Below are 20,346 nucleotides of genomic sequence, written 5' to 3'. Positions count from 1 at the left end.
AACGCTCCTCGAAGCACCCCTGCCTTCAGGGAAGTAGCGTTCTTGGACAACGGAGAAGACCGACGGTTGGTCGGCCCGCGGCTGCGCGCGGGCCGACGGTCGCCTTCGCTGCCTTGACCGGTTCGAAATCCTCCGGCCCGCCAGGAGCGATGGCCGCCTTTTCGGCGGCCGTGGAACTCGGGAGGCAGAACCGGTCTTGTGGTCGGCGAAATGTTTATTGTGCTCATGCTTGCTCATGGGACCCGAGCCTCCTGGTGGTGTCTTCGCGCGCACGAAGGCACACGTGCGGCAAAGGTATCCGGCTTCGCATGCCCGCGGCGGTCATTGGCCGGAACCGGACTTCCTCCGCAGAGTGCGGATCTGGGTCGCACAGTGAGGATTTCCCAGCGAAACACGAACCAGAAAACCGGATCAAGTACACGAAAGAGACAGGAGCAGACATTGGGGAATCACCCCGCACAGACGTGAAACCCCTGGCAGGACGGTTCTCTCGCGATGCACGCACACCCGTTTTTCGCGACGAAGTATCGGCATGAGGCGTTCACCGACCGCCACCTGTCGCGGATGGAGGAGACCATGCGGTGGACGAACACCACCGGGGTTGGACACACGGTGGAGAGGCACCGTCCGGGGAGGAGCGAACCGGCAGAAGGGATAACACCGGCGGCGGAGGGGTAACGGACCCCACAACGGGGCCTGACCGGCGAGAACGCCGCGGGCCGGACGGGGGGACGATGCAGACCTTCCTGCCCCATCCCGGGTTCGCCGAGTGCGCGCGGGCGCTGGACGACCGCAGGCTGGGCAAGCAGCGGGTGGAGACGATGCAGGTGCTGCGGGCCCTGGTGTGGCCCGAGTACGGGTGGAAGCGCCACCCCGCCGTGGCGATGTGGCGTGGCTTCGTGCCCGCACTGGTGGGTTACGGGGTGGCGGTGTGCCGTGAGTGGCGCCGCCGCGGATACGCCGACTCGGTGCTGCCCTCGCTGCTGGCCTTCACCGGGGGCCGCGTCCCCGAGGAGGAGGAACTGTGGGAGCGCGACATGCTCCCGCCGTGGCTGGGGGACGGTGCACTGCACCTCTCGCACCGCTCGGTCCTGGTGCACAAGGACCCGGCGCACTACGCACCACTGTTCCCCGGCACGCCCGGCGGCCTGCCCTACGTCTGGCCCCGGCCGGTCTTCCCCCGCTGGCCGCTGCGGCGCGGCACCTCCGCGGCGACGCCGGTCGAGGAGGCCGCGGAACTGCTGGAGGCGGTCGCGCTGTCGGACGGGCAGGCCGCCGCCCTGGAACGGCTGGTCGGCGGCCACAGCGCGTCGCTGCGGCTCACCGGCCCCGGCGACACCCTGCCCGGCCTGCTCGCCGGGCTGTGCACGCCCGGCGAGACGCTGTGGCTGGTGCCCGGACCGCCGCCGCCCCGGCCGCGGGGGACCAGCGCCGATCCGGGTCCCTCGGAGGCGGTGGGGCGGACCAGCCGGTCGACCGCGCGGCAGCCCGGACCCGAGGACGAGGCGGCGATGCGCGAGGAGGCCGGCGAACCCGAGTTCCGGTTCCGCCGGGTCCCTCCCGGGGAGGGGACGAAGGTGCCCGTGCCGCCCTCGGCCGGGCTGGTCGTCCTCGACGGCGCCGAACTGCCCGAGCCGCGCTCGGCCCCGCTGGTGCTGCGTCTGCTGCCCGCGGTGGACTCCTAGGGCCGTTCCCAGAGGCAGTGCTTGGGACGGAGCACTCCCGGGCAGGGGACTCCGACAGCGACGCGGTCGCCCGCGTCACCGACAGCGCACACGGGAGGGCAGCACATGGATTCCGCGAGCGGACGAGCCGGGGGCGCGGCGAAGGCCGGGACCCCGCGCCCGCGCGCACGCGCCTCGTCCGGGCGGACGCCCGGCCCGAGCAGGGCGGAGCTGGAGGCGGCCCGGGACAGGCTGGTCCCGGACGTGGTCGCTGAGGACCTGCGCGTGCTCTTCTGCGGGATCAACCCCGGCCTGACCTCGGGCGCCGTCGGGCACCACTTCGCCAAGCCGGGAACGCGCTTTTGGCCCTCCCTGCACGGGTCCGGCTTCACCCCGCGCCAACTCAGGCCGGACGAGGAGGACGAACTCCTGTCCCTGGGCCTGGGCATCACCAACGTCGTCGAGCGGACCACGGCCCAGGCGGACGAGCTGAGCCGGGAGGAGGTCGTGGAGGGCGGCCGCAGGCTGCGGGAGAAGGTCCTGCGGTGGCGGCCCCGGTGGCTGGCCGTCCTGGGCGTGACCGCCTACCGGGAGGCCTTCGCCGACCGCCGTGCGACGGTGGGCCCCCAGGACATGGAGATCGGCGGCACCCGGGTGTGGCTGCTGCCCAACCCCAGCGGCCGCAACGCGCACTGGCAGCTGGGGCCGCTCATCGAGGAGTTCGCGCGCCTGCGTCGCGCCGCCGGGATACCGGATTGATCCGGCGGGACGGCCTGGCCTCGGCCGCCCGGCCCGCCGAAGCGCCTCACCACGCGAGGGTGCACGGGCCGGACCGCACGGGCCGGACATGACATCTGTCATGCCCGGCCCGTGCGGAACGCAGAGGGAACTCATGCCCCACGGCACCCTGCGGCGATCACGCTCCGTACTAGCGTCAAACCATGCACAGCAACGACGGCTCCTCCTCCCGGGTACCTCTCCCGCAGACCGAGGCCCCCCTCTCCGCGACCTCGGGTGCGGGTCGGACGCGGACGCCCTTCGCGCCCTCCGGCCCGGCCTCGCCGCACCCGCGCCGCCGCGGTCCGCGGCCGGTCCCGCCGGGCGTGGAGTACCACCGGGTACTCGCCGGGGACAAGCGCCGCATCGGACGGGGGATCCTCGCGATCGCGCTCCTGGTGGCCGGGCTGTTCGCCTTCAACATCGTTCTCGCCGTGGCCGCCGCCTCCGTTGACGCGCTGACGGGCAGGACCAACCCGACCTTCGGCGGCACCGACTACACACCGCTCTTCCTCTCCGCGAACCTCGTGTCGATCGCCCTGCTCATCCCGTGGAGCATGCTCCTGCAACGGTGGCTCTACGGCGTGCGCGGCCCTTCGCTGCACTCGGTGCTGTCGAGCTTCCGGTTCGACCTGTTCGGCCGGGCGCTCCTCTACATCGGCCCCCTCTGGCTGTTCCTCTCACTCATCGGCCCCGCCGTCATGCCCCTGCGGGAGGTCCACTGGTCCACCGCCACACTCCTCACGGTCTTCGCCGTCAACCTCCTGTTGACACCCCTCCAGGCGGCGGGCGAGGAGTACGGTTTCCGCGGGCTCGTGTTCCGCGTCGCCGGGAGTTGGGGCCGCGGGCCGCGCACGGCGCTGTTCCTCGGAGTCCTCGTCTCCAGCCTGGTGTTCACCGTCGTCCACCTCTCGACCGACCCGTGGTTCAACCTCTGGTGCCTCACGCTTTCCGTCAGCCTGGCCGTCATCACCTGGCGCACCGGCGGCATCGAGATCGCGGTCGTCATCCACGCCCTGCACAACACACTCGCCGCCCTGGTCCTCACGGTCCTGCACGCTGATCCGAACCCCGCGCTCGACCGTTCGGCGGGTACCGGGTCCGCCGCCCTGGTCGTGCTCTGCGTCAGCGTCGTGGCCGTCGCGGCGGTGGTGTGGTGGCGCACGCGCCGGACGGGACCGGTCCTGACCCCCTCCAGCCCGCGGCCGGCGCGGGTGTGACGGGAGAATCACGTCCATGAGCAATCCGCCGCTGGTCGGCGCGCGCAGGTTCGAGACCTATGTGCGCTGGTCCACCTACCTGGCCGTCGTGACTCCGGTCGGAACCCTTCTCCGCAGCGTGGTGGAGGCCGACCAGCTTACCGGAGCGCCCCTGACCGGCCTGGTCGCGGCGGGCGCGCTGTGCCTGGCCCTGGTCGTCGGGAACGTCTTCGTCACCAGGTGGAGCATCGACACCGTCGTCGGGCGCGCGCGGCGGTTCCCCGTCACCCCCGTCGCCGCGTGGGCGCTGGTCCTGGCGGTCTTCGTCGCCGTGGCCCTGATGCTTCCCCTCCCCGCGATGGGCATGACGGTCGCGGCGGCGATCGGTTCGGCCGCCGCGAGCCTCGCGCCGGTCCTCCACGCCCGCCGGGTGCTGCTGCTCCACGCGGCGGCGCTGGTGCTGACCGCCGCGCTCGTGGGCCTCGCGGACATCGTGCTCCTGCTGACCGGGGCGATGATGATCAGCGCCGTCCTGTGGCTGTGCTGGTCGAGCGCGTGGATGCTGCGGGTGCTACTCGAACTCCAGGCCGCGCACGAGGACCGCGCCGCGCTCGCCCTGGCCAACGAACGCCTGCGCATCTCCCGCGACCTGCACGACGTGTTCGGCCGCACCCTGGCCACGATCGCGGTCAAGAGCTCACTGGCCTCCGAACTCGTCCTGCGCGACCACGGCGAACGGGCCGCGACGGAGATCACCGCGATCCGCAGGCTGGCCGAGGAGGCGGGCACCGAGGTCCGCCGCGTCGTGCGCGGTGAGCTGCGCACGACCTGGGACGACGAGCTCTCGGGCGCCCGGTCGCTGCTCAGGTCCGCGGGCATCCGCTGCACGGTGACCGGCGACCCCGTGCCCCAGCAGTGCGCCGAAGCGCTCGCCTGGGTCGTGCGCGAGGGCGTCACCAACCTGCTGCGCCACGCCTCGGCCACCCAGATCACCATCGCGACCGCGAACGAGGACGCGGAGGTGCACCTGACCATCGCCAACGACGGGGCCGGCCCCCCGTACTCCGCGCAGGACGGCGAGGGCACGGGGCTGCACGCGATGTCCGAGCGCCTGCACGCGCTCGGCGGACGCGTCACGGCGCGCCGTGACGGAGACTGGTTCCTGCTCGACGCCGCGCTCCCGCTTCCGAAGGACGCCCCCAGATGACACGCATCCTCGTCGCCGACGACGAACACCTCATCCGCGACGCCATCGCCGGACTGCTCGACCTAGAGGAGGACTTCGAGGTCGTCGCCCAGGCGGCCTCCGGAGACGAGGCGCTGGCCATGGCCCTCAAACTCCGTCCCGACGTGGCCCTGCTCGACCTGCAGCTGCCCGGCCCCGACGGCATCGAGATCGCCCGCAGGCTCGCCACCGAGCTGCCCGGATGCCGGTGCGTCATCGTCACCTCCCACGGCCGCCCCGGCTACCTGAAGTCGGCGCTCGCGGCGGGTGTGAGCGGCTTCCTGCCCAAGACCGTGTCCTCACGCACCTTCGCCGAGGTCGTGCGCAAGGTCGCAGCCGGGGGCCGCTACGTCGATCCCGAACTCGCGGCCGAGGCCATCAGCGCGGGCGACTCCCCGCTCAGCCCGCGCGAGGCCGACGTGCTGGCCCTGGCCCGCGACGGCGCGTCCGTGGAGGAGATCGCCCGGCGCGTCTCGCTCTCCCGGGGGACCGTGCGCAACTACCTCGCGGCCGCCGTCGCCAAGCTCGACGCCGCCAACCGCCACGAGGCCGCACGCGTCGCCGCCGAACACGGCTGGATCTGAACGGGGCCTGTCCCGTTCGCGGCGGCCTTCCCAGGGGCGGGGGAAAGGGTTCGGCCACCGCGACCAGCGGCGCCGCAAACCGCGTCCGGGCTCCGGCGGGGCGGGCGCCCGGCGCCCGCCAACCCCGTGCCCACCAGCCCCGCGCCCGCTACTCCTGCGCCGCGGCCAGGAGGACGTCCACCAGCCGGTCTGCGGCGTCCGGCCGCCCGTGCTCGCGGGCCCGTTCCGCGATCTGCGCGCGCCGCCGCGGGTCGGCCAGCAGTGGTTCCACCGCCGCCTGGAGCCCCTGGGCGCTGACCTGGTCCAGCAGGGCCACCGCCGCGCCCGACTCCTGGAGGTGGCGGGCGTTGTGGCGCTGCTCGTCGCCCGCGGACGAGGCCAGCGGAACGAACACGGCGGCCTTGCCCAGCGCGGTCAGCTCCGCGATCGTCCCCGCGCCGCTGCGGGAGACCACCACGTCGGCCAGCGCCAGCACGTCGGGGAGTTCGGGGCCCACGAAGTCCGTCAGGTGGTATCTCTCGGCGAGGCCGGGCGGGAGCTGCGCCGCGCTGCGGCGCGCCTCCTCCAGGTTCGCCGGCCCGCACTGGTGCACGATGTTGGCGCGCGCGAGCAGCCAGGGCAGGATGTCGCGGATCATGCCGTTGATCTGCACGGCCCCCTGCGCCCCGCCCGTGACGTAGACGGTGGGCAGCGAGGAGTCGTAGCCGGTGAATCCGAGTTCCTTGGGCGCACGGTCGGCCTGCCCGGTCAGCACCTCGGGGCGCACCGGGTTGCCGGTGATGACCGCGTTGTCGCGCGCGGAGTCGGGCAGCAGCTCGGTCGTGGACGGGGAGGACACCGCCACACGGGCCGCGACGCGGGCGAGGACCTTGTTGGCCAGGCCCAGCCGGACCGTCTGTTCGTGCACCACGAGGGGGCGGCGGCACATCTTCGCGGCCAGGCCCACGGGGACCGCCACGTAGCCGCCGGTGGCCAGCACCACGTCGGGGGCGAAGTCCGAGACCAGCGCGCGGGCCTGCGCGACGCCCCGGGGGACGTTGCTCATGTCCTTGATGTTGGCCCGTGAGGCGAGCTTGAGGGGGTTCTTCGAGCGCCGGATCTTGCCGGTCGCGACCGACTCGAAGGCGATCCCGTTGGCGGCCGCGACCCGGGACTCCAGGCTGTCCGCCGTGCCCACCCACAGTACGTGCAGGGCGATCCCGGCCGCCGCCAGCCGGTCACGCAGCGCGCGGACGGCGGTGAGGGCCGGATAGGTGTGCCCGCCCGTCCCTCCTCCGGTCACGATCAGGCGCATGTCCCGTGCAGGGGGGTTGCCGCTGTTCACCAGTTCCTCCCGGAGGATGCCCCGGAGCGGGGCCGCAAGAAGCTACCGACAAAGAAAAGGGCCACACGCGAGCGGCGCGGCGCTCTTCCTGTGCCCAACAGCACCGTAGCCGCCGCCGGACCCGCCCCGGAACGCCCCCCGCTCCGGCCGGAGTGGGGACTGCCACACCGGCCTCTCGCGGAGGTGGACCGGACCGCCGGAACACCGCCGTGGGCTCCTCACCGCGCCGACGTCCTGCCCGCCGAACGGAAACGGCACCGGTGAGGGGAGAGCGGAGAACACGTCCGGCCGTGGAACCCGTGTCCCCCGGAATATCAGGAACGTCACCGTGCCGCACGGGGAGGGTGGGGCAGGGAAAGCCTCACGGGTGGTCAGTGGTTCGGCGGAACACGCGCCGGATGCGCGTGTCCGGTCGGCCCCGAGTCCGCGCCCCCGCCACACACGAAGCCCAGAAAAGGGTTTGCGCGAGGTGATTCCACACCCCGCAGCGAACACCTCCACCAGCACGTTCATCCGAAAAAGAGACAGGAGCTCCCGTTTCCATCCGAACAAACAAGAACCACACAAGCCGCCCCAAGAAACATTTCAGTTTTCCCAGGGCCACCTTCACCAGAAAGTGCACGTGCAGAATATCGAGCACCAATACAAAGAGGGAAAAGGAAGTTTCAACAATCCCAACAGGGCACACATATATGCAAGAACGATAAACGGGGGCACTTCCCAGCAAGGATCCGCCGGTGAGACTCTGCGTTCTGGGTTCCATCCATCTGAGCAGCGACGGACGCCACGTCACCCTGACCACCGGCAAGGAACGCGCGCTCCTTGCCTCGCTGGCACTGACCAGCCCGGCGCGGCTTCCCCTCCGGGAGTTGGCCGACCGGCTCTGGAACGGCTCGCCCCCGGAGGGGTACCGCGGCACGCTGCACACCTATGTCACGCGCCTGCGGGGCAAGATCGAGGCAGCGGGACTGGACCGCGGCATCCTGACCCACACCGCCGAGGGCTACCTGCTGCGCCTCCCCGCTCAGGCGCTGGACTGGGAGCGCTTCCGGAGCCTGCGCTCACGCGCCCGCGCCCTGCACCAGGCGGGCCGGTCCGCCGAGGCGCGCGCGGCACTGGAGGAGGCGCTGGCCCTGTGGAAGGGGCCTCCCCTGCCCGGTGTGGGCGGGCGCTGGGTCGAGCAGCTGCGTGTGGCCATGGAACGCTCCCACCAGGACGCACTGGCGGTGTGGGCCTCGCTGGCCATCGCCGAGGGCGACCACGCGGAGGCGGTGGAGGTCCTGGGCTCGGCCCTGGTCGCCTACCCCGTCAACGAACCCCTGCACGGCCACCTCCTGCACGGACTCCACGCCCTGGGCCGGACCGCCGACGCCCTCGCGGCCTACCAGCGGCTGCGGGAGCGGCTGTCCGAGGAACTGGGCGTGGACCCCTCACCGGCGCTGCGGCGGCGGTTCGAACTGCTGCTGCGGGCGACCGCTGGCCCGGATGGGGACGGTGAGCCGAAGGAGGCCGCACCTCCCCCGGGTGGGAAGCCCCGGCCGATCGTCGACAACCTGGCGCGCGAGCCCCGGCGCTTCCGGGGACGCACCGCGCAGACGCGACTGCTCTGCTCGCGGCTGCGGGAGACGGAGTCCGGCTTCGCGCACCTGTGGGTCGTCTGCGGGATGGCGGGGGTGGGCAAGAGCCAGTTGAGCCTGCACGTGGCCCACCGGATCAAGGATTTCTACCCCGACGCCCGGCTGTCGGTGGAACTGCGCGGGCACGACGAGCGACTCGCCCCCCTGACCGCGGAGGAGGCCCTCACCGAACTCATGCGCCTGCTGCGCGTGCCGGTGCCGCCCACCGTGCTGAGCCTGGCCGAACGCGTCGCGCTGTGGCGCGAGCACACGCGGTCGATGCGCCTGCTGCTCCTCCTCGAAGACGCCGCCAGCGCCGAACAGGTCCTTCCCCTGCTCCCCAGCGGGACCCGGTGCGCGGTGCTGATCACCAGCCGCTTCCACCTGCCGGAGATCGACGGCGCCGACCACCTGCCGCTCGGGCTTCCCTCCGACGACGAGTGCGCCGAGATGTTCACCGCCGCCCTCGACCGGCCGTGGGGCGAGGAGGGGGCCGACACCCTCGCCGAGATCATCGACCGGTGCGACAGGCTGCCGATAGCCGTGGGGCTGATGGCGAACCTGGCCCAGATCCATCCGTCGTGGTCGCCGCGCGACCTGCTGCACCGACTGCCCTCGCCCTCCTTCCCGGGGCTGAACGCCTTTCGGGTGGGCGGCCGGGACCTCTCCCGCATCTTCGACGTGTCCCTGCGTGGCGTGGGACCGAAGGCCCGGGAGGCCTTCCTCCTGTTGGGGCTGCACCCCACCCGCGGCATGGACGGACGGGTGGCCGCGGCGCTGGCCGGTCCCGACGAGCACGACTCGCGGCAGGCCCTCGTGGACCTGGTGAGCGCCCACCTGCTGAACGAGCCGGAGCCCGATCGCTTCGAGGTGCACTCCCTGCTCCGTGCGCATGCCCGCCACCGCGCCCACGACAGCCTGTCCCCGGAACGGGTCCGCGCGGCGAAGCAGCGGATGTACGCGGCCTACCTGTCACTGACGGGCCGGGCCGACCATGCCCTGTACCCGCACCGGCCCGGGCGCGACGGCCACGAGCCGACCCCGACCGGGGAGCCGTGGTCGGAGGAGAGGGCCATGGCGTGGTTTCGGCGCGAGCTGGCGACCGTGCTCACCGTGATGGCGGAGGCGGACCAGCACGGCGCGGGCCGTACCGCCCTGCGACTGGCGCGCGTGGTGTGCGACCACATGGACGCGCACGGCCCCTGGAGCGACGCGGTCACCCTGCACACCGCCATGGTGGAGTGGGCGCGCGATCACGGGAAGGACCGTGAGCGGGCCAGGGCCCACTTCGACCTGGCGCGTGCTCTCCTGCGCGTGGGAGAACTGGACCGCGCCGGGGAGCACAGTCGCGCGGCCCATGAACGGTGGTCCGAGGCCGGGGACCCTCTGGGACAGGCGTGGGCCGTGGCCCAGCGGGCGATGGTCTCCTACGTCGCCAACGACTACGCGGGCAGCCGGGCCCTCGCCGAACGGGCACTGGAGACCTTCGAGGCGCGCGGGCACCGCCCCGGCATAGTGTTCTGCCTGCGTGTGCGCGGGCTGTGCCACTTCGCGGTGAGCGCTTCCCACGAAGCTATAGCGGACTTCAGTGACGCGGCGGCCTTGCTGGAACGTTCACAGGACCAGCAGTTGCTCATGGAGATGCAACTGAACCTGGCGGGCGCCTTCCAACAACTGGGGTACCACCACCAGTCCTGGTCTCTGTGCGAAAAGGTCCTGGTGACCGCCCGTCGACGCGGTGACAGGCGCAGGGCCGCAGTCGCCCTGACAAACATGGGCGAGGTGTCACTGCACCGGGGACAGCCGGAGCGAGCCGCATCGTGCCTTCGAGAAGCGTTGGAGACTTTCGAACCCTTCGGAGACCCCTGGGCCAAGAGCACGATCCTCACGAATCTGGGCGCGGCACACGCCGCAGCCGACCAAACGGACCAGGCAAGCCTCTGCTTTCACCGCAGCCTGGCAGCACATGGGTTCGTCACGCCCACGGTGAAGACCGAGGCGTTGCTCGGCCTTGCCCGGATCGAGGAAAAGGCCGGACGGCACACCGATGCGGGAACCTATCTGCGGCAGGCTTCCTCAACGGCGCAGCAGCACGGTCTGCGTAAGGAATACGCAGCGGCTCTGCTCGCCCTGGGCCAGCACCTCGGGGTCCGAGGCGAGGTGAGCGAAGCGCGTACATGCCTGCGCCAGGCGACGGAGATATTCGAGGCGCTCCAGGCCCCGGAGGCCCAGATCACCCGGTCTTTGCTCGGCACCCTGCCCGCCAGGTAACGGACTGGCTTTTTCGAACACGCGCCACTGCCGTTATCGGTAGGATTTAGCATGCTCGGCGCCAGCTCGGTAGCTGTTCACCGTTCTGTGTGCTTATAGCACGGCAAGCGGCGGGACGCCCAGTCGCCACTGGAACGTCCCGCCCTTCACTGCATGACCAATGGACCCATAGCAGCGCTGTCTGGACGAAGCAAGAGCCACAAAGGAAGTATGCAATGAAGTCTCTTACTGTACTCGCATTTTCGGTCTGGCTTGCAGGGGCCTGGCTGGTGATTTGGAGCACTCCCCTTATCCCCGCAGCGACACCTGCCTAACCCCCTAGCCACAGCAAACACGAGGCCCGCCGCTCAAAGCGGCGGGCCTTTCATACTGCGTCAAACCGTGTCCTGACTGGCCATGACCTCGCATTCTTGCATAAGCGCACGCATTAGCACGTGCACATGCAAGACACAAACCCCGACCGGAACTTCCCCGAGCGACCAGCAAGTTGCCCTTCGAAGAAAGGAATTCGACACTGGTTGGACAAGGCCGAAACCCGGCTCACCAGGCGCCCCTTACGCACCATTCGTCACAGGTGCTTAGGAGACCACGTGGACTCCCCCGGTCACCCCTCCCCGACCACCGACACCAGCACCCGGACCAACACCGTGCGCGGCGACATCAGCGGAACCGCCGTCCAGGTCGGCTCGCTCCACGGGGACGTGAACCTGCACCTGGCACCCGCGGCCGACCGCGTCCCCCGCCAACTTCCCGCCGCGCCCGCCGTCTTCGTGGACCGGCCCCGCCCGATGCGGGCGCTGGAGGCGGCCGTGTCGCGCGCGCACGCCCGGGGCCGCCACGCGCTGGTGGTGATCACGGGTTCCGCCGGGGTGGGCAAGTCCGCCCTGGCGGCGGAGTTCCTGCGCGCGCACCCGGAGCTGGGCGGCGGCGGGCAGCTGTTCGTGGACCTGCACGGCTTCTCCCCCGGGCCGCCCGCCGACCCCCACGACGTGCTGGACGTGCTGCTCCGCGCCGTGGGCGTGCAGATCGGGACGGCACCGGCGGACCTCGCCACACGCGCGGCCTGGTGGAGGTCGGCCACCGCGCACGCACCCGTGGCGCTGCTGCTGGACAACGCCCTCTCCGCGGCCCAGGTCCGCACCCTGCTGCCCGGGGGCGAGCGCGGCACGGTCGTGGTCACCACGCGCCTGCGACTGGCCGGGCTGCGCCTGGACGGCGGACAGTTCGTCGACCTGCCGCCGATGACGGGGTCCGAGGGCGTGGCCCTGCTCTCCGAACTCAGCGGCCGATCCCCCACCGGCGAGGCCGACCGGGAGGCCATGCACCGCGTCGTCTCCCTGTGTTCGGCGCTGCCGGTGGCGGTGTGCACGGTCGCCGTCGACCACGGCACCCGCAGCCGGACCTGGCGGGACACCGAACGGCGCCTGCGCTCCGCTCCCCGTCGGCTCGACCACCTGGACACCGCGAGCAGGGAAATGGGTATGGACGTGTCCGTGCGCAACGCCTTCGACCTGTCCTACGCCTCCCTCCCGGACTTTCCCGCCCTGCTCTACCGGCGTCTGGCCTGGCACCCGGGTCCCGACGTCACCGGTGAGCTGGCCGCCCGCCTCACCGGCCGCCCGGTGGCCGAGTGCGAGGCTGGGCTGGCCGCCCTCGCCCGCCACCACCTGCTGACCGAGCACGGCGCCGAACGCTTCTCCTTCCACGACCTGCTGCGCCTGCACGCCGCGGAGAAGGCCGAGGCCGTGGAGGAACCCGGTGCCCGCCGCCGGTCGCTGACGCGCCTGGTGTCCGGGTACGCCGACCTGGCGGTGTCGGCCGACGCCGTGCTGCGGCCCTACGCGGGCAACCGGGCGGTGCCGGGCTCCCCCTTCGCCGACGCCGCGCAGGCCACGGCCTGGCTCAACCGGGAGCGCGGCAACCTCGCCGCCCTGGCCGAGCTGGCGCCGGAGCTGGGAGCGCACGAGCACGCGCCGCGCCTGCTGGACGGCCTGTGGTCGCTGTTCCTGCACCACGGCCAGGCACGGCTGTGGCTGCGTGCCGCGGCGCCCGCGCTCGGGGCGCACTCGGCCGGTCTGGAGGAGACGACGGTCGCTCGGCTGCTGAACAACCGCGCGCTCGTGCACAGCCACCTCGCCGGTGTGGGGGAGGCGATGGCCGACCTGGACGCCGCCGAACGGGTCTGGCGGCGCCGCCAGGACCTGGAACGCCTGGCCCAGACCCAGCAGCGGCGCGGCATCGTGGCCTTCCAGAACCACCTTCCCGGGCAGGCCGCCGACCACCTCGCCCGGGCGGTGGCGACGGACGAGCGCACCGGGGTCACCCACAACCTGGCCATCAGCCTGTTCATGCTCGGCCGGGCCCGTCAGGCCCTCGGCGACCCCGGTCCGGCCCGCCAGGCCCTGGAGCGCGCCCTCCCCCTCCTGGACGGGGACGCCTACAACCAGGCCCGGACCCGGATCGTCCTGGGCACCGTCCTCGCCGCCATGGAGGAGTTCGCGTCCGCCGCGGGGGAACTGGAGCGGGCGCTGGAGGTGATGCGCGAGCGCGGCTCGGCCTCCGGCCAGGGCAAGGCCCTGGAGGCGATCGGAGGACTCGCCGAACGCCGCGGGGAGCCGGGCCGGGCCCGCGAGGCCTACGAGGGGGCGGTGGAGCTGCTGCTGCCCACGGACCCGGCCAGACGGCGTGTGGAGGAACGCCTGGAGGCGTTGGGATGACCCCGTCACCGGGGTTCGGCGCGCACGTACACCTCGTGGACGGGCGGCCGTCCCGGGACGGGGGCGCGTTCGGGAGCGGGGTCGCCGTCTCCGCCGGTCTCGGGCTGTGGGAGGACGGGCGGGTTCCGCGCGGACCTGAGCACGGTGTCGGGCAGCGTCGTCAGGTCGCGACCGCCGACCAGCCACGCGTACACGAGGACCGCGGCGGCGACCGTCCCCCACCGGTGCGCGCCGCGCTCGGCGCGTCCGGCGGAGGTGACCGGCGTGACGAGGACGAGCCCCCTCGGGCTGACCAGGACGCTCCGGCCGTCCGGGCCGTGCACCCCGGCCACCAGGCACCCCGGATAGGCGCGCAGCAGTGCGCGCCCCGCCTCCCGCGGCGAGGGGGCCGCGTGCCCGCAGCAGCACAGGAGGATGTCGGCGACGCCCGCCCAGGGCCGCTCGGCCGGGCGGCACGGGTCGGCGGCGAGTGGGATGTCCGGAACCGCGGGCAGGCATCCCCCGTGCGGGTCGTCGGCGTGCGGTCCCGCGAGGTGGCGTTCCCCAAGCGGGCCGGGAGTGTCCGGCACCGCGAACAGGCACCCCCGGGACGGGTCGTGGGCGCCCGACCCCGCGGGAAGACGTCCCCGGGACGGCTCGGCGGTGAACGCGTACTCCACTGGCGCGACGGCCACCGCGTGCCGGACCCGCGCGGAGAAGGCCGCCCCGGTCACGCCGCCCACCCGCGCATGTCCCAGCCCAGCGGACGCAGCGGGCGCGCGGCGGGCAGGAGGTCGGGTTCGTCCAGCTCCAGGACCTCGTAGAGCACCGTGCGCGTGCGCTGGGCGAAGCGGCCGGGGTGGGAGGTGATCCGCGCGGCCACGGCGCGCAGCGCCTTCCGTTCGGCCGCTTCCACCGAGTGCAGGGCCCGGCCCATGAGCGGGGCGTCCCCACGCACGGCCGGAAGGGTGCGCAGGGCCTGACCCATGGGCGAGGCCGTGTCCACGTCCGCCCGCCCGCCGTCGGCCACCAGCACGGGGCGCCCGGTCAGGGTGGCGTAGACGGTGGTGGAACCGTGGTCACCCACCACCGCGTCGGCGGCCGCCAGGGCGCTGGCCCATTCGGCCTCGACCGGCACCACCTCCAGCCCCTGGGCGATGAGCGGGCCCAGCCACTGGTGCACCTGCCAGTCCCCGTGGGCCGCCCACACGTTCGGGTGCACCAGCAGACCGACCCGGCAGGACACGGACACCGCCTCCACGACCAGGCGTTCGAGCAGGGGCCGCCCGGCCCCCAGCAGCGACGAGCGCCCCCACGTGGAGGCCGCCACCACCCACACGTCGCCGGGGCCCAGCCCGAGCTGGGAACGGCACCACGGGCGCCGCTCCAACGAGGCCAGGATCCGGTCCGCGGCGGCGTCCCCCACGACACGGGCGCCGCCGACCGCCTCGGGGCACGCGGAGGCCAGGCGCAGGGCCTCGTCGTCGTGGGCGAGCGCGATCCGCTCCGCGACCAGGCGGCCGTCCCGGACCAGGCCCTCGCGCCCCAGACCGTAGGTGGCGCGGACGAGCGCGCCCTGTCGTCCGAGGTGGGCGGGGGTGAGCTTGTTGAACCCGACGCCGTGCGCGAACAGCACCACGGGCGCGTGGATCCGGTCCAGGGCCCGGCTGGTGCTGGCCGCCAGGGCGAGATCGAAGCGGGTGTTGACCGCCTGCTGCCAGGGCACCACCACCACTCCGGCCCGCGCCAGCCAGGCGGCGAGCCCGGTGCCGAACACCTGGTCGGGCGCGACCGTGAAGACCACCTGTACGCGCGGGTCGGAGGCCACGGTCGCCACCGGGTCCATCAGCCGTTGCGCGTCGGCGACCGTGCACGCCACGGCCAGCACCCGGCGGCACCCGTCCCAGGTGGTCCACCGCCCCGCGTCCATCCCGATCGGGGCGCGGGCCCATTCCGAGTTCCCCATCCGAAGCTCCCTCCCAGCAGATTCCGCACGGATGCGGCCGTCACCGTGAGGATGGGGGATCGGACTCGACACGCCTCTGGACGTCCCGCTGGACGGCCCCGGACGCGGCACTGGACCGCGGGCGCGGCCCGGGTCACTCCCGCTGGTGCCTCTGAGGGCGTTGATGATGTTCTGGATGACGGCGAGCAGCAACACGCCCACGAGCGAGCCGGAGGCGAACCCGTAGCCCCGGCGGTCAGGCCCGACAACGTGTAGACCGCGGCCTTGGTTCGGCCACCGGCAGCGCCGGGGAGCCGGCACCGGCGATCCGTCCACCCGCGAGCGGGGTCAGCGCCGGCCCGTGGGGCACCGGGTAGGTCCGCGTGCCCTCGGCCGAGACCGCGAGCATCGTTGGCGTGTCTTTTACAACGTGAGAAAATCAGCTTCCCCATGATGAGAGCACAGTCACATCGGCCCGCCCGAGCCCGGAAGCACGTCCGGAAAAATCCTGGCCAGAACGGCTCCCCAGCACATGAACGGGAGATCTCCTGGACAGGAGCGTTGCACGGGGAGTAGCCGAGTGCTGTATAACGATAGAAAAATCGCCGGAAAACGCACGGGTTCACGCGTAAGCGGACGGTCGGCGGGGCGGGTGCGGCGGTGGGAGGACGACGGGCGGCGCGGGCCGCACGGCGCGGGAACGCCGCCGACCGGGCCGCGGGTCGGCGGGACGCACACGGTCGTGCACGCGTGCACCATGTGCGGAGGAGGCGCTGTGGTCATCAGCCTGAAGGACGTCGCGGAGCGCGCGGGCGTCTCGGTCAAGACGGTGTCCAATGTGGTCAACGGCTACCGCCACGTCACACCCACCACCCGCCAGCGCGTGCAGCAGGTCATCGACGAACTCGGCTACCGGCCCAACCTGACCGCGCGGCACCTGCGCAAGGGCCGCACCGGCATCATCGCGCTGGCCCTGCCCGAGCTGGGCAACCCCTACTTCGCCGAACTCGCCGACGCCGTGATCAACTACGCCGCCGGGCTCGACCGCATCGTCCTGCTCGACCACACCTACGGCCGCAGGGACCAGGAGGTGCTGTTCGCGCAGGGCTTCCGCGCGCGGCTGATCGACGGGCTGATCCTGAGCCCGATCGAGCTGGAGAACGAGGACCTGCTCGCGCGCGGGCACGACGCCCCCCTGGTGCTGCTGGGCGAGCGCGAGTACGAGGCGCCCTACGACCACATCGCCATCGACAACGTGGCCGCCGCCCGCACCGCCACCCAGCACCTGCTCGACCTGGGCCGCCGCCGCATCGCCTTCATCGGCGCCCGCCACGGCCGCTCCCGCCAGCCCGCCCACCTGCGCCTGCGCGGATGGCGCGAGACGGTCACCGCCGCGGGGGCTGCGGCGGACGACGCCCTGGTGGCCACCACCGACGGCTACACGCGCCAGGACGGCGCCCAGGCGATGGCCCGCCTCCTGGACTCGGGGACCGCGCCCGACGCCGTCTTCTGCTACAACGACCTCATCGCGATCGGCGCCATGCGCACGCTCACCGAGCGCGGCCTGCGGGTGCCCGAGGACGTCGCGGTCGTGGGCTTCGACGACATAGAGGAGGGCCGCTACTGCACGGTGACCCTCACCACCGTCGCGCCGCACAAGCAGGCCATCGCGCGGGCCGCGGTGGACGCGCTGCTGGCCCGGCTGGAGGACGGCGCGGAGGGCGCGTCCGAGTCGCGCCGCGTGCGCCCGGGGTTCGCGCTCGTGCCCAGGGAGAGTACGCTCGGGCGGCCGTGACACGACGACGACGGGAGCCCGCCGTGACCCACGCCCCCTGGACGGTCGACTTCTGGTTCGACCCGGCCTGCCCGCTCAGCTGGATCACCGCGCGCTGGCTGCGCGGGGTCGCCGAGGAGCGCCCGGTCACGATCCGGTGGCGGATCATGAGCCTGTCGGTGCTCAACGAGGGCAGGGACGAGGACCCCGAGGGCGACACGGAGGGCTACCTGTGGATCCCCGCCCGCGTGTGCGCGGCGGTGCAGAGCGGCCACGGGCACGAGGCGCTCGGCCGGTTCCACGAGGCGCTGTGGACCGGGGAGGAGGCCGCGGAGGGCGAGTGGATCAGCGGCCTCGCCGACGCCCTGCGCCGGTCGGGGCTGCCCGAGGAGCTGGCCGACGCTGGTTCCTCCGAGGAGCACGACCCCTTCCTGCGCGCCTCCCACCACGACGCCGTGCGCCGGGTCCACGGCGAGGTCGGAACGCCGATCCTGGCCCTGACCGGCGCCGACGGCGCTTCGCGGGCGCTCTTCGGCCCCGTCGTCGCCGAGCTGCCGGACCCGGATGAGACCCTGCGGCTGTGGGAGGCGGTCGTGCTCCTCACCGGCGTCCCCCAGTTCCGCGAGGTCAAGGCCTGAGGCGCGCGGCCACCGGCTCCGCATCGGCCCGGAGAGCGGGTGCACCGCCCTGCTACGTCCCGCCAGCGAAGTCACCGGTTCCGCCCTCCCCTCCTGCCCCCTCAATCCCCTCAGCCTCTCCCCCGTACCCGGCACAGGAACGGAGCCCCCATGGCACCCCGCACCGGACGGCGGAGCAGCCGGGAACCGGGACGGCCGACGCGCCCGGATGAGGCGTCGGGGAAACGGCTCCCGTGACGGCCCTCAGCCGATCCGCTCGGCCAGGGCGACGATGACGCCCCCGGGGCCGCGCACGTAGCAGAGCAGATAGGCGTCCTCGTACCGCTCCAGCTCGCCGACGAGTTCGGCGCCGTGGGCGCGCAGGCGGGCGAGGACGTCCTCCACGTCGTCGACGGCGAACATGACGCTGCGCAGGCCCAGCGCGTTCGCCACCGCGTTCCCCGGCTCGGGGCTGATCGCCGTCGGCGTGTGGAACCTGGTCAGCTCAAGCCTGCCGTGGCCGTCAGGGGTCCGCATCATCGCGATGTCGGCCCGGACGCCGTGGAGTCCGGCAACACGGTCCACCCCGCCTCCCTCGACCGACGCCCGGCCCTCCACCTCCATGCCGAGTTCGGTGAAGAACGCGACGGCGGCCTCAAGGTCGTCGACGACGACGCCGACGTGGTCCATCCTCTGGATCGTCATGCCACCGATCATAGGGACCGGAGCGCCCTGCTTCCCGGACTTCGGCCGGCGGGAACCGGCCGTCAGCGCCGCTCAGGTCACACCGGTGGCCCCGCCCCGGTGGAGGGCCGGGGCGGGGCGGTGGGATGCTGGGGCCGACCGGACCAGGAGGGACAGGATGGACGAGGACGAGTTCACACGGTTCTGGGCGCAGCGGCGACTGTGCATGCTGGCCTCACCGCGCCCGGACGGGTCCATCCACCAGGTCCCCGTGGGGGCGACCTACGACGCCGACGCGCGCCTGGTGCGGGTGATCTCCTCGGGCAGCAGCTACAAGGCGCGCAACCTCGCGGCGCACCCCGGCGCCAGGGTGTCGGTGTCGCAGGTGGAGGGGCGCTCCTGGTGCACGCTGGAGGGCTCCGCGACGGTCTCCGACGACCCCGAGCGGGTGGCGGAGGCGGTGCGTCGCTACGGCGAGCGGTACAAGGCGCCGCGGGAGAACCCGGGCCGGGTGGTCATCGAGATCGCCGTCGAGCGGTTCCTGGGCAACGTGCGTCCGGGCTGAGGGGCGGCGGGGTCATGGCGTGCCCCTCGAAGACACCGCCGGGGGCGGTTTCCGGGGCTGAGGGCGCCGAGGCCTCCGGAACCGGTGTCAGCGCGGTCCTGCGCTACCAGCGTCGGCGCACCGTGCCCTTGGGCCCGGCCACCAGGCTCGCGGCCGGAACGTCGTCGGCCACGACCGTCCCGGCCGCGACGACGGCGTCGCGGCCGATGCTGACGCCGGGCAGGATCGTCGCACCGGCACCGATCCACACGTTCTCCGCCACGTCGATGGGCGCACCGCTGAGGAACCGGCGCCGCTCGCCGGGGTCCACCGGGTGGCCCACCGTGATGAACGTGGCCTTCGGGCCGACCATCACACCCTCGCCCAGCCGGATGCCCGCGTAGTCGAGGAACGTGCAGCCCTGGTTGACGAAGACGCGCTCGGCCAGGTCCAGGCGAAGGCCGTGGTCGGTGTAGAAGGGCGGATAGATCGTCACCCCCGCCGGGAGGGGGCGGCCCAGGATCTGCTCGAACAGTGCCGTCCTCCCCTCCTCGTCGTCGAAGGGGAGGACGTTGAGGCGGGAGGTCAGCTCCGTGGCCCGCAGCACCCTCTCGCTCATCGCCTTGAACTCCGGGCCCAGAACACGTTCGCCCCTGGCCTGGAGCTCCGGGTCGTGGATCAGCATGAAGCGGTCGTTGGTCACCCGACGATTGTGGCGCAACGTCCGTCGGGTCCGGGGCCCGTGCTGCGCGACGGGGTTCCCTGTCGTCGAACAGGGCGGTCACGAACGGGTACTCCTCGGTGGCGTCGGTCCCGCCGATGACAGCGGACGCGAGGACCAACCCACCCCCCACGAAAGTCACCCCCGCCGAGCCCTGGAGGGCCGCACGACGGGCTTCACCAGAGGCACCGACCTGTCGGCCTACCCCCGCGAGGACGTGGCCGCTGTGGCCGGAGCGCGGCGGCCGGCGCGCACCCCGTTGGCGATGACCAGGACCTCGGCCAGCTCGTGGGTGAGGATGACCGCCGCCAGGCCCAGCACGCCGAACGCGGACAGCGGGATGAGGACCAGCAGAATGGCCCCCGACAGCAGCAGGCTCTGGAGCATGATCCGCCGAGTCCGCCGGGCGTGGGCCAGGGCCCGGGGCAGCGCCCGCAGGTCCTCGCCCATGAGGGCGACGTCGGCGGTCTCGATCGCGACGTCGGTGCCCATGGCGCCCATGGCCACCCCGGTGTCAGCGGTGGCCAGGGCGGGGGCGTCGTTGACACCGTCGCCGACCATCGCCACCGGCCCGTGGCGACGCAGACCGGTGACCAGGGCCGACTTGTCCTCGGGGCGCAGGTCGGCATGGACCTCGTCGACGCCGACCCGGGCCGCCAGGGCACGGGCGGTGCGCTCGTTGTCGCCGGTGAGCATCACGGTGCG

General features: G+C 72.8%; 16 protein-coding genes. 10 read left to right on the top strand and 6 right to left on the bottom strand.

Features of this window, described 5'->3' with window-relative positions:
• Positions 1-734: 734 nt before the first annotated feature.
• The 5 genes from FYW99_RS07425 (at position 735) to FYW99_RS07405 (ending at position 5,449) form a co-directional block, all read left to right on the top strand.
• Complete coding sequence (locus FYW99_RS07425) at positions 735-1,685, top strand: MSMEG_6728 family protein (protein ID WP_150251239.1); 951 nt, start codon at positions 735-737, stop codon at positions 1,683-1,685.
• A gap of 210 nt (positions 1,686-1,895) precedes the next feature.
• Positions 1,896-2,423, top strand: coding sequence for a G/U mismatch-specific DNA glycosylase (gene mug, locus FYW99_RS07420; RefSeq protein ID WP_150251668.1), 528 nt, complete (start codon positions 1,896-1,898; stop codon positions 2,421-2,423).
• 182 nt (positions 2,424-2,605) lie between these two features.
• Positions 2,606-3,661, top strand: coding sequence for a CPBP family intramembrane glutamic endopeptidase (locus FYW99_RS07415; protein WP_150251238.1), 1,056 nt, complete (start codon positions 2,606-2,608; stop codon positions 3,659-3,661).
• 16 nt (positions 3,662-3,677) lie between these two features.
• Positions 3,678-4,847, top strand: coding sequence for a sensor histidine kinase (locus FYW99_RS07410; RefSeq protein ID WP_150251237.1), 1,170 nt, complete (start codon positions 3,678-3,680; stop codon positions 4,845-4,847).
• Positions 4,844-5,449, top strand: a complete 606-nt coding sequence (locus tag FYW99_RS07405) for a response regulator transcription factor (protein WP_150251236.1) — start codon at positions 4,844-4,846, stop codon at positions 5,447-5,449. The genes FYW99_RS07410 and FYW99_RS07405 overlap by 4 nt, the downstream gene beginning before the upstream one ends.
• Before the next feature lie 148 nt (positions 5,450-5,597).
• Here the strand turns inward: FYW99_RS07405 and FYW99_RS07400 are convergent, their stop codons facing one another.
• Complete coding sequence (locus FYW99_RS07400; RefSeq protein ID WP_394350345.1) at positions 5,598-6,743, bottom strand: UDP-N-acetylglucosamine--N-acetylmuramyl-(pentapeptide) pyrophosphoryl-undecaprenol N-acetylglucosamine transferase; 1,146 nt, start codon at positions 6,741-6,743, stop codon at positions 5,598-5,600.
• A gap of 767 nt (positions 6,744-7,510) precedes the next feature.
• On the opposite strand from FYW99_RS07400, the gene FYW99_RS07395 reads away from it, so the two are divergent.
• Both FYW99_RS07395 and FYW99_RS07390 read left to right on the top strand, forming a co-directional pair.
• The gene (locus FYW99_RS07395) at positions 7,511-10,660 is read left to right on the top strand and encodes an AfsR/SARP family transcriptional regulator (RefSeq protein WP_150251234.1); all 3,150 of its coding nucleotides are present in this window, start codon (positions 7,511-7,513) and stop codon (positions 10,658-10,660) included.
• A 590-nt stretch (positions 10,661-11,250) separates the two neighbouring features.
• Complete coding sequence (locus FYW99_RS07390) at positions 11,251-13,377, top strand: tetratricopeptide repeat protein (RefSeq protein WP_150251233.1); 2,127 nt, start codon at positions 11,251-11,253, stop codon at positions 13,375-13,377.
• Between the two features lie 5 nt (positions 13,378-13,382).
• Here the strand turns inward: FYW99_RS07390 and FYW99_RS07385 are convergent, their stop codons facing one another.
• A complete protein-coding gene (locus FYW99_RS07385; protein WP_223838845.1) occupies positions 13,383-14,090 on the bottom strand; it encodes a hypothetical protein in 708 nt (235 codons plus the stop codon).
• Entirely contained in the window at positions 14,087-15,322 is a 1,236-nt protein-coding gene (locus FYW99_RS07380; protein ID WP_150251231.1) for a hypothetical protein, read from the bottom strand. Before FYW99_RS07380 ends, FYW99_RS07385 begins: the two co-directional genes overlap by 4 nt.
• A 754-nt stretch (positions 15,323-16,076) precedes the next feature.
• Between FYW99_RS07380 and FYW99_RS07375 the strand changes: the two genes are divergently transcribed.
• Entirely contained in the window at positions 16,077-17,096 is a 1,020-nt protein-coding gene (locus FYW99_RS07375) for a LacI family DNA-binding transcriptional regulator (protein ID WP_150251230.1), read from the top strand.
• Between the two features lie 23 nt (positions 17,097-17,119).
• Positions 17,120-17,713 (top strand): mycothiol-dependent nitroreductase Rv2466c family protein, encoded by a 594-nt coding sequence (locus tag FYW99_RS07370; RefSeq protein WP_150251667.1) that lies wholly within the window; start codon positions 17,120-17,122, stop codon positions 17,711-17,713.
• 243 nt (positions 17,714-17,956) lie between these two features.
• On the opposite strand, the gene FYW99_RS07365 is transcribed toward FYW99_RS07370, so the two are convergent.
• The gene (locus FYW99_RS07365) at positions 17,957-18,382 is read right to left on the bottom strand and encodes a VOC family protein (RefSeq protein WP_223838900.1); all 426 of its coding nucleotides are present in this window, start codon (positions 18,380-18,382) and stop codon (positions 17,957-17,959) included.
• 172 nt (positions 18,383-18,554) lie between these two features.
• Here FYW99_RS07365 and FYW99_RS07360 point away from each other — a divergent pair, with 172 nt between their 5' ends.
• Entirely contained in the window at positions 18,555-18,941 is a 387-nt protein-coding gene (locus FYW99_RS07360) for a pyridoxamine 5'-phosphate oxidase family protein (protein ID WP_150251228.1), read from the top strand.
• 103 nt (positions 18,942-19,044) lie between these two features.
• Here FYW99_RS07360 and FYW99_RS07355 read toward each other — a convergent pair whose 3' ends face one another.
• Positions 19,045-19,623: a DapH/DapD/GlmU-related protein gene (locus FYW99_RS07355; RefSeq protein WP_223838844.1), complete on the bottom strand. Its 579-nt coding sequence runs from the start codon at positions 19,621-19,623 to the stop codon at positions 19,045-19,047.
• Positions 19,624-19,842: 219 nt separating this feature from the next.
• A partial coding sequence (locus FYW99_RS07350; protein WP_150251227.1) for an HAD-IC family P-type ATPase occupies positions 19,843-20,346 on the bottom strand: 504 nt, incomplete at its 5' end.

The sequence above is a fragment of the Nocardiopsis deserti genome, assembly GCF_008638355.1.
In the GTDB taxonomy this organism is placed as follows: domain Bacteria; phylum Actinomycetota; class Actinomycetes; order Streptosporangiales; family Streptosporangiaceae; genus Nocardiopsis; species Nocardiopsis alborubida.
Note: the sequence above shows the minus strand (reverse complement) of the source record. Positions and strands in the feature narration are given on the sequence as shown.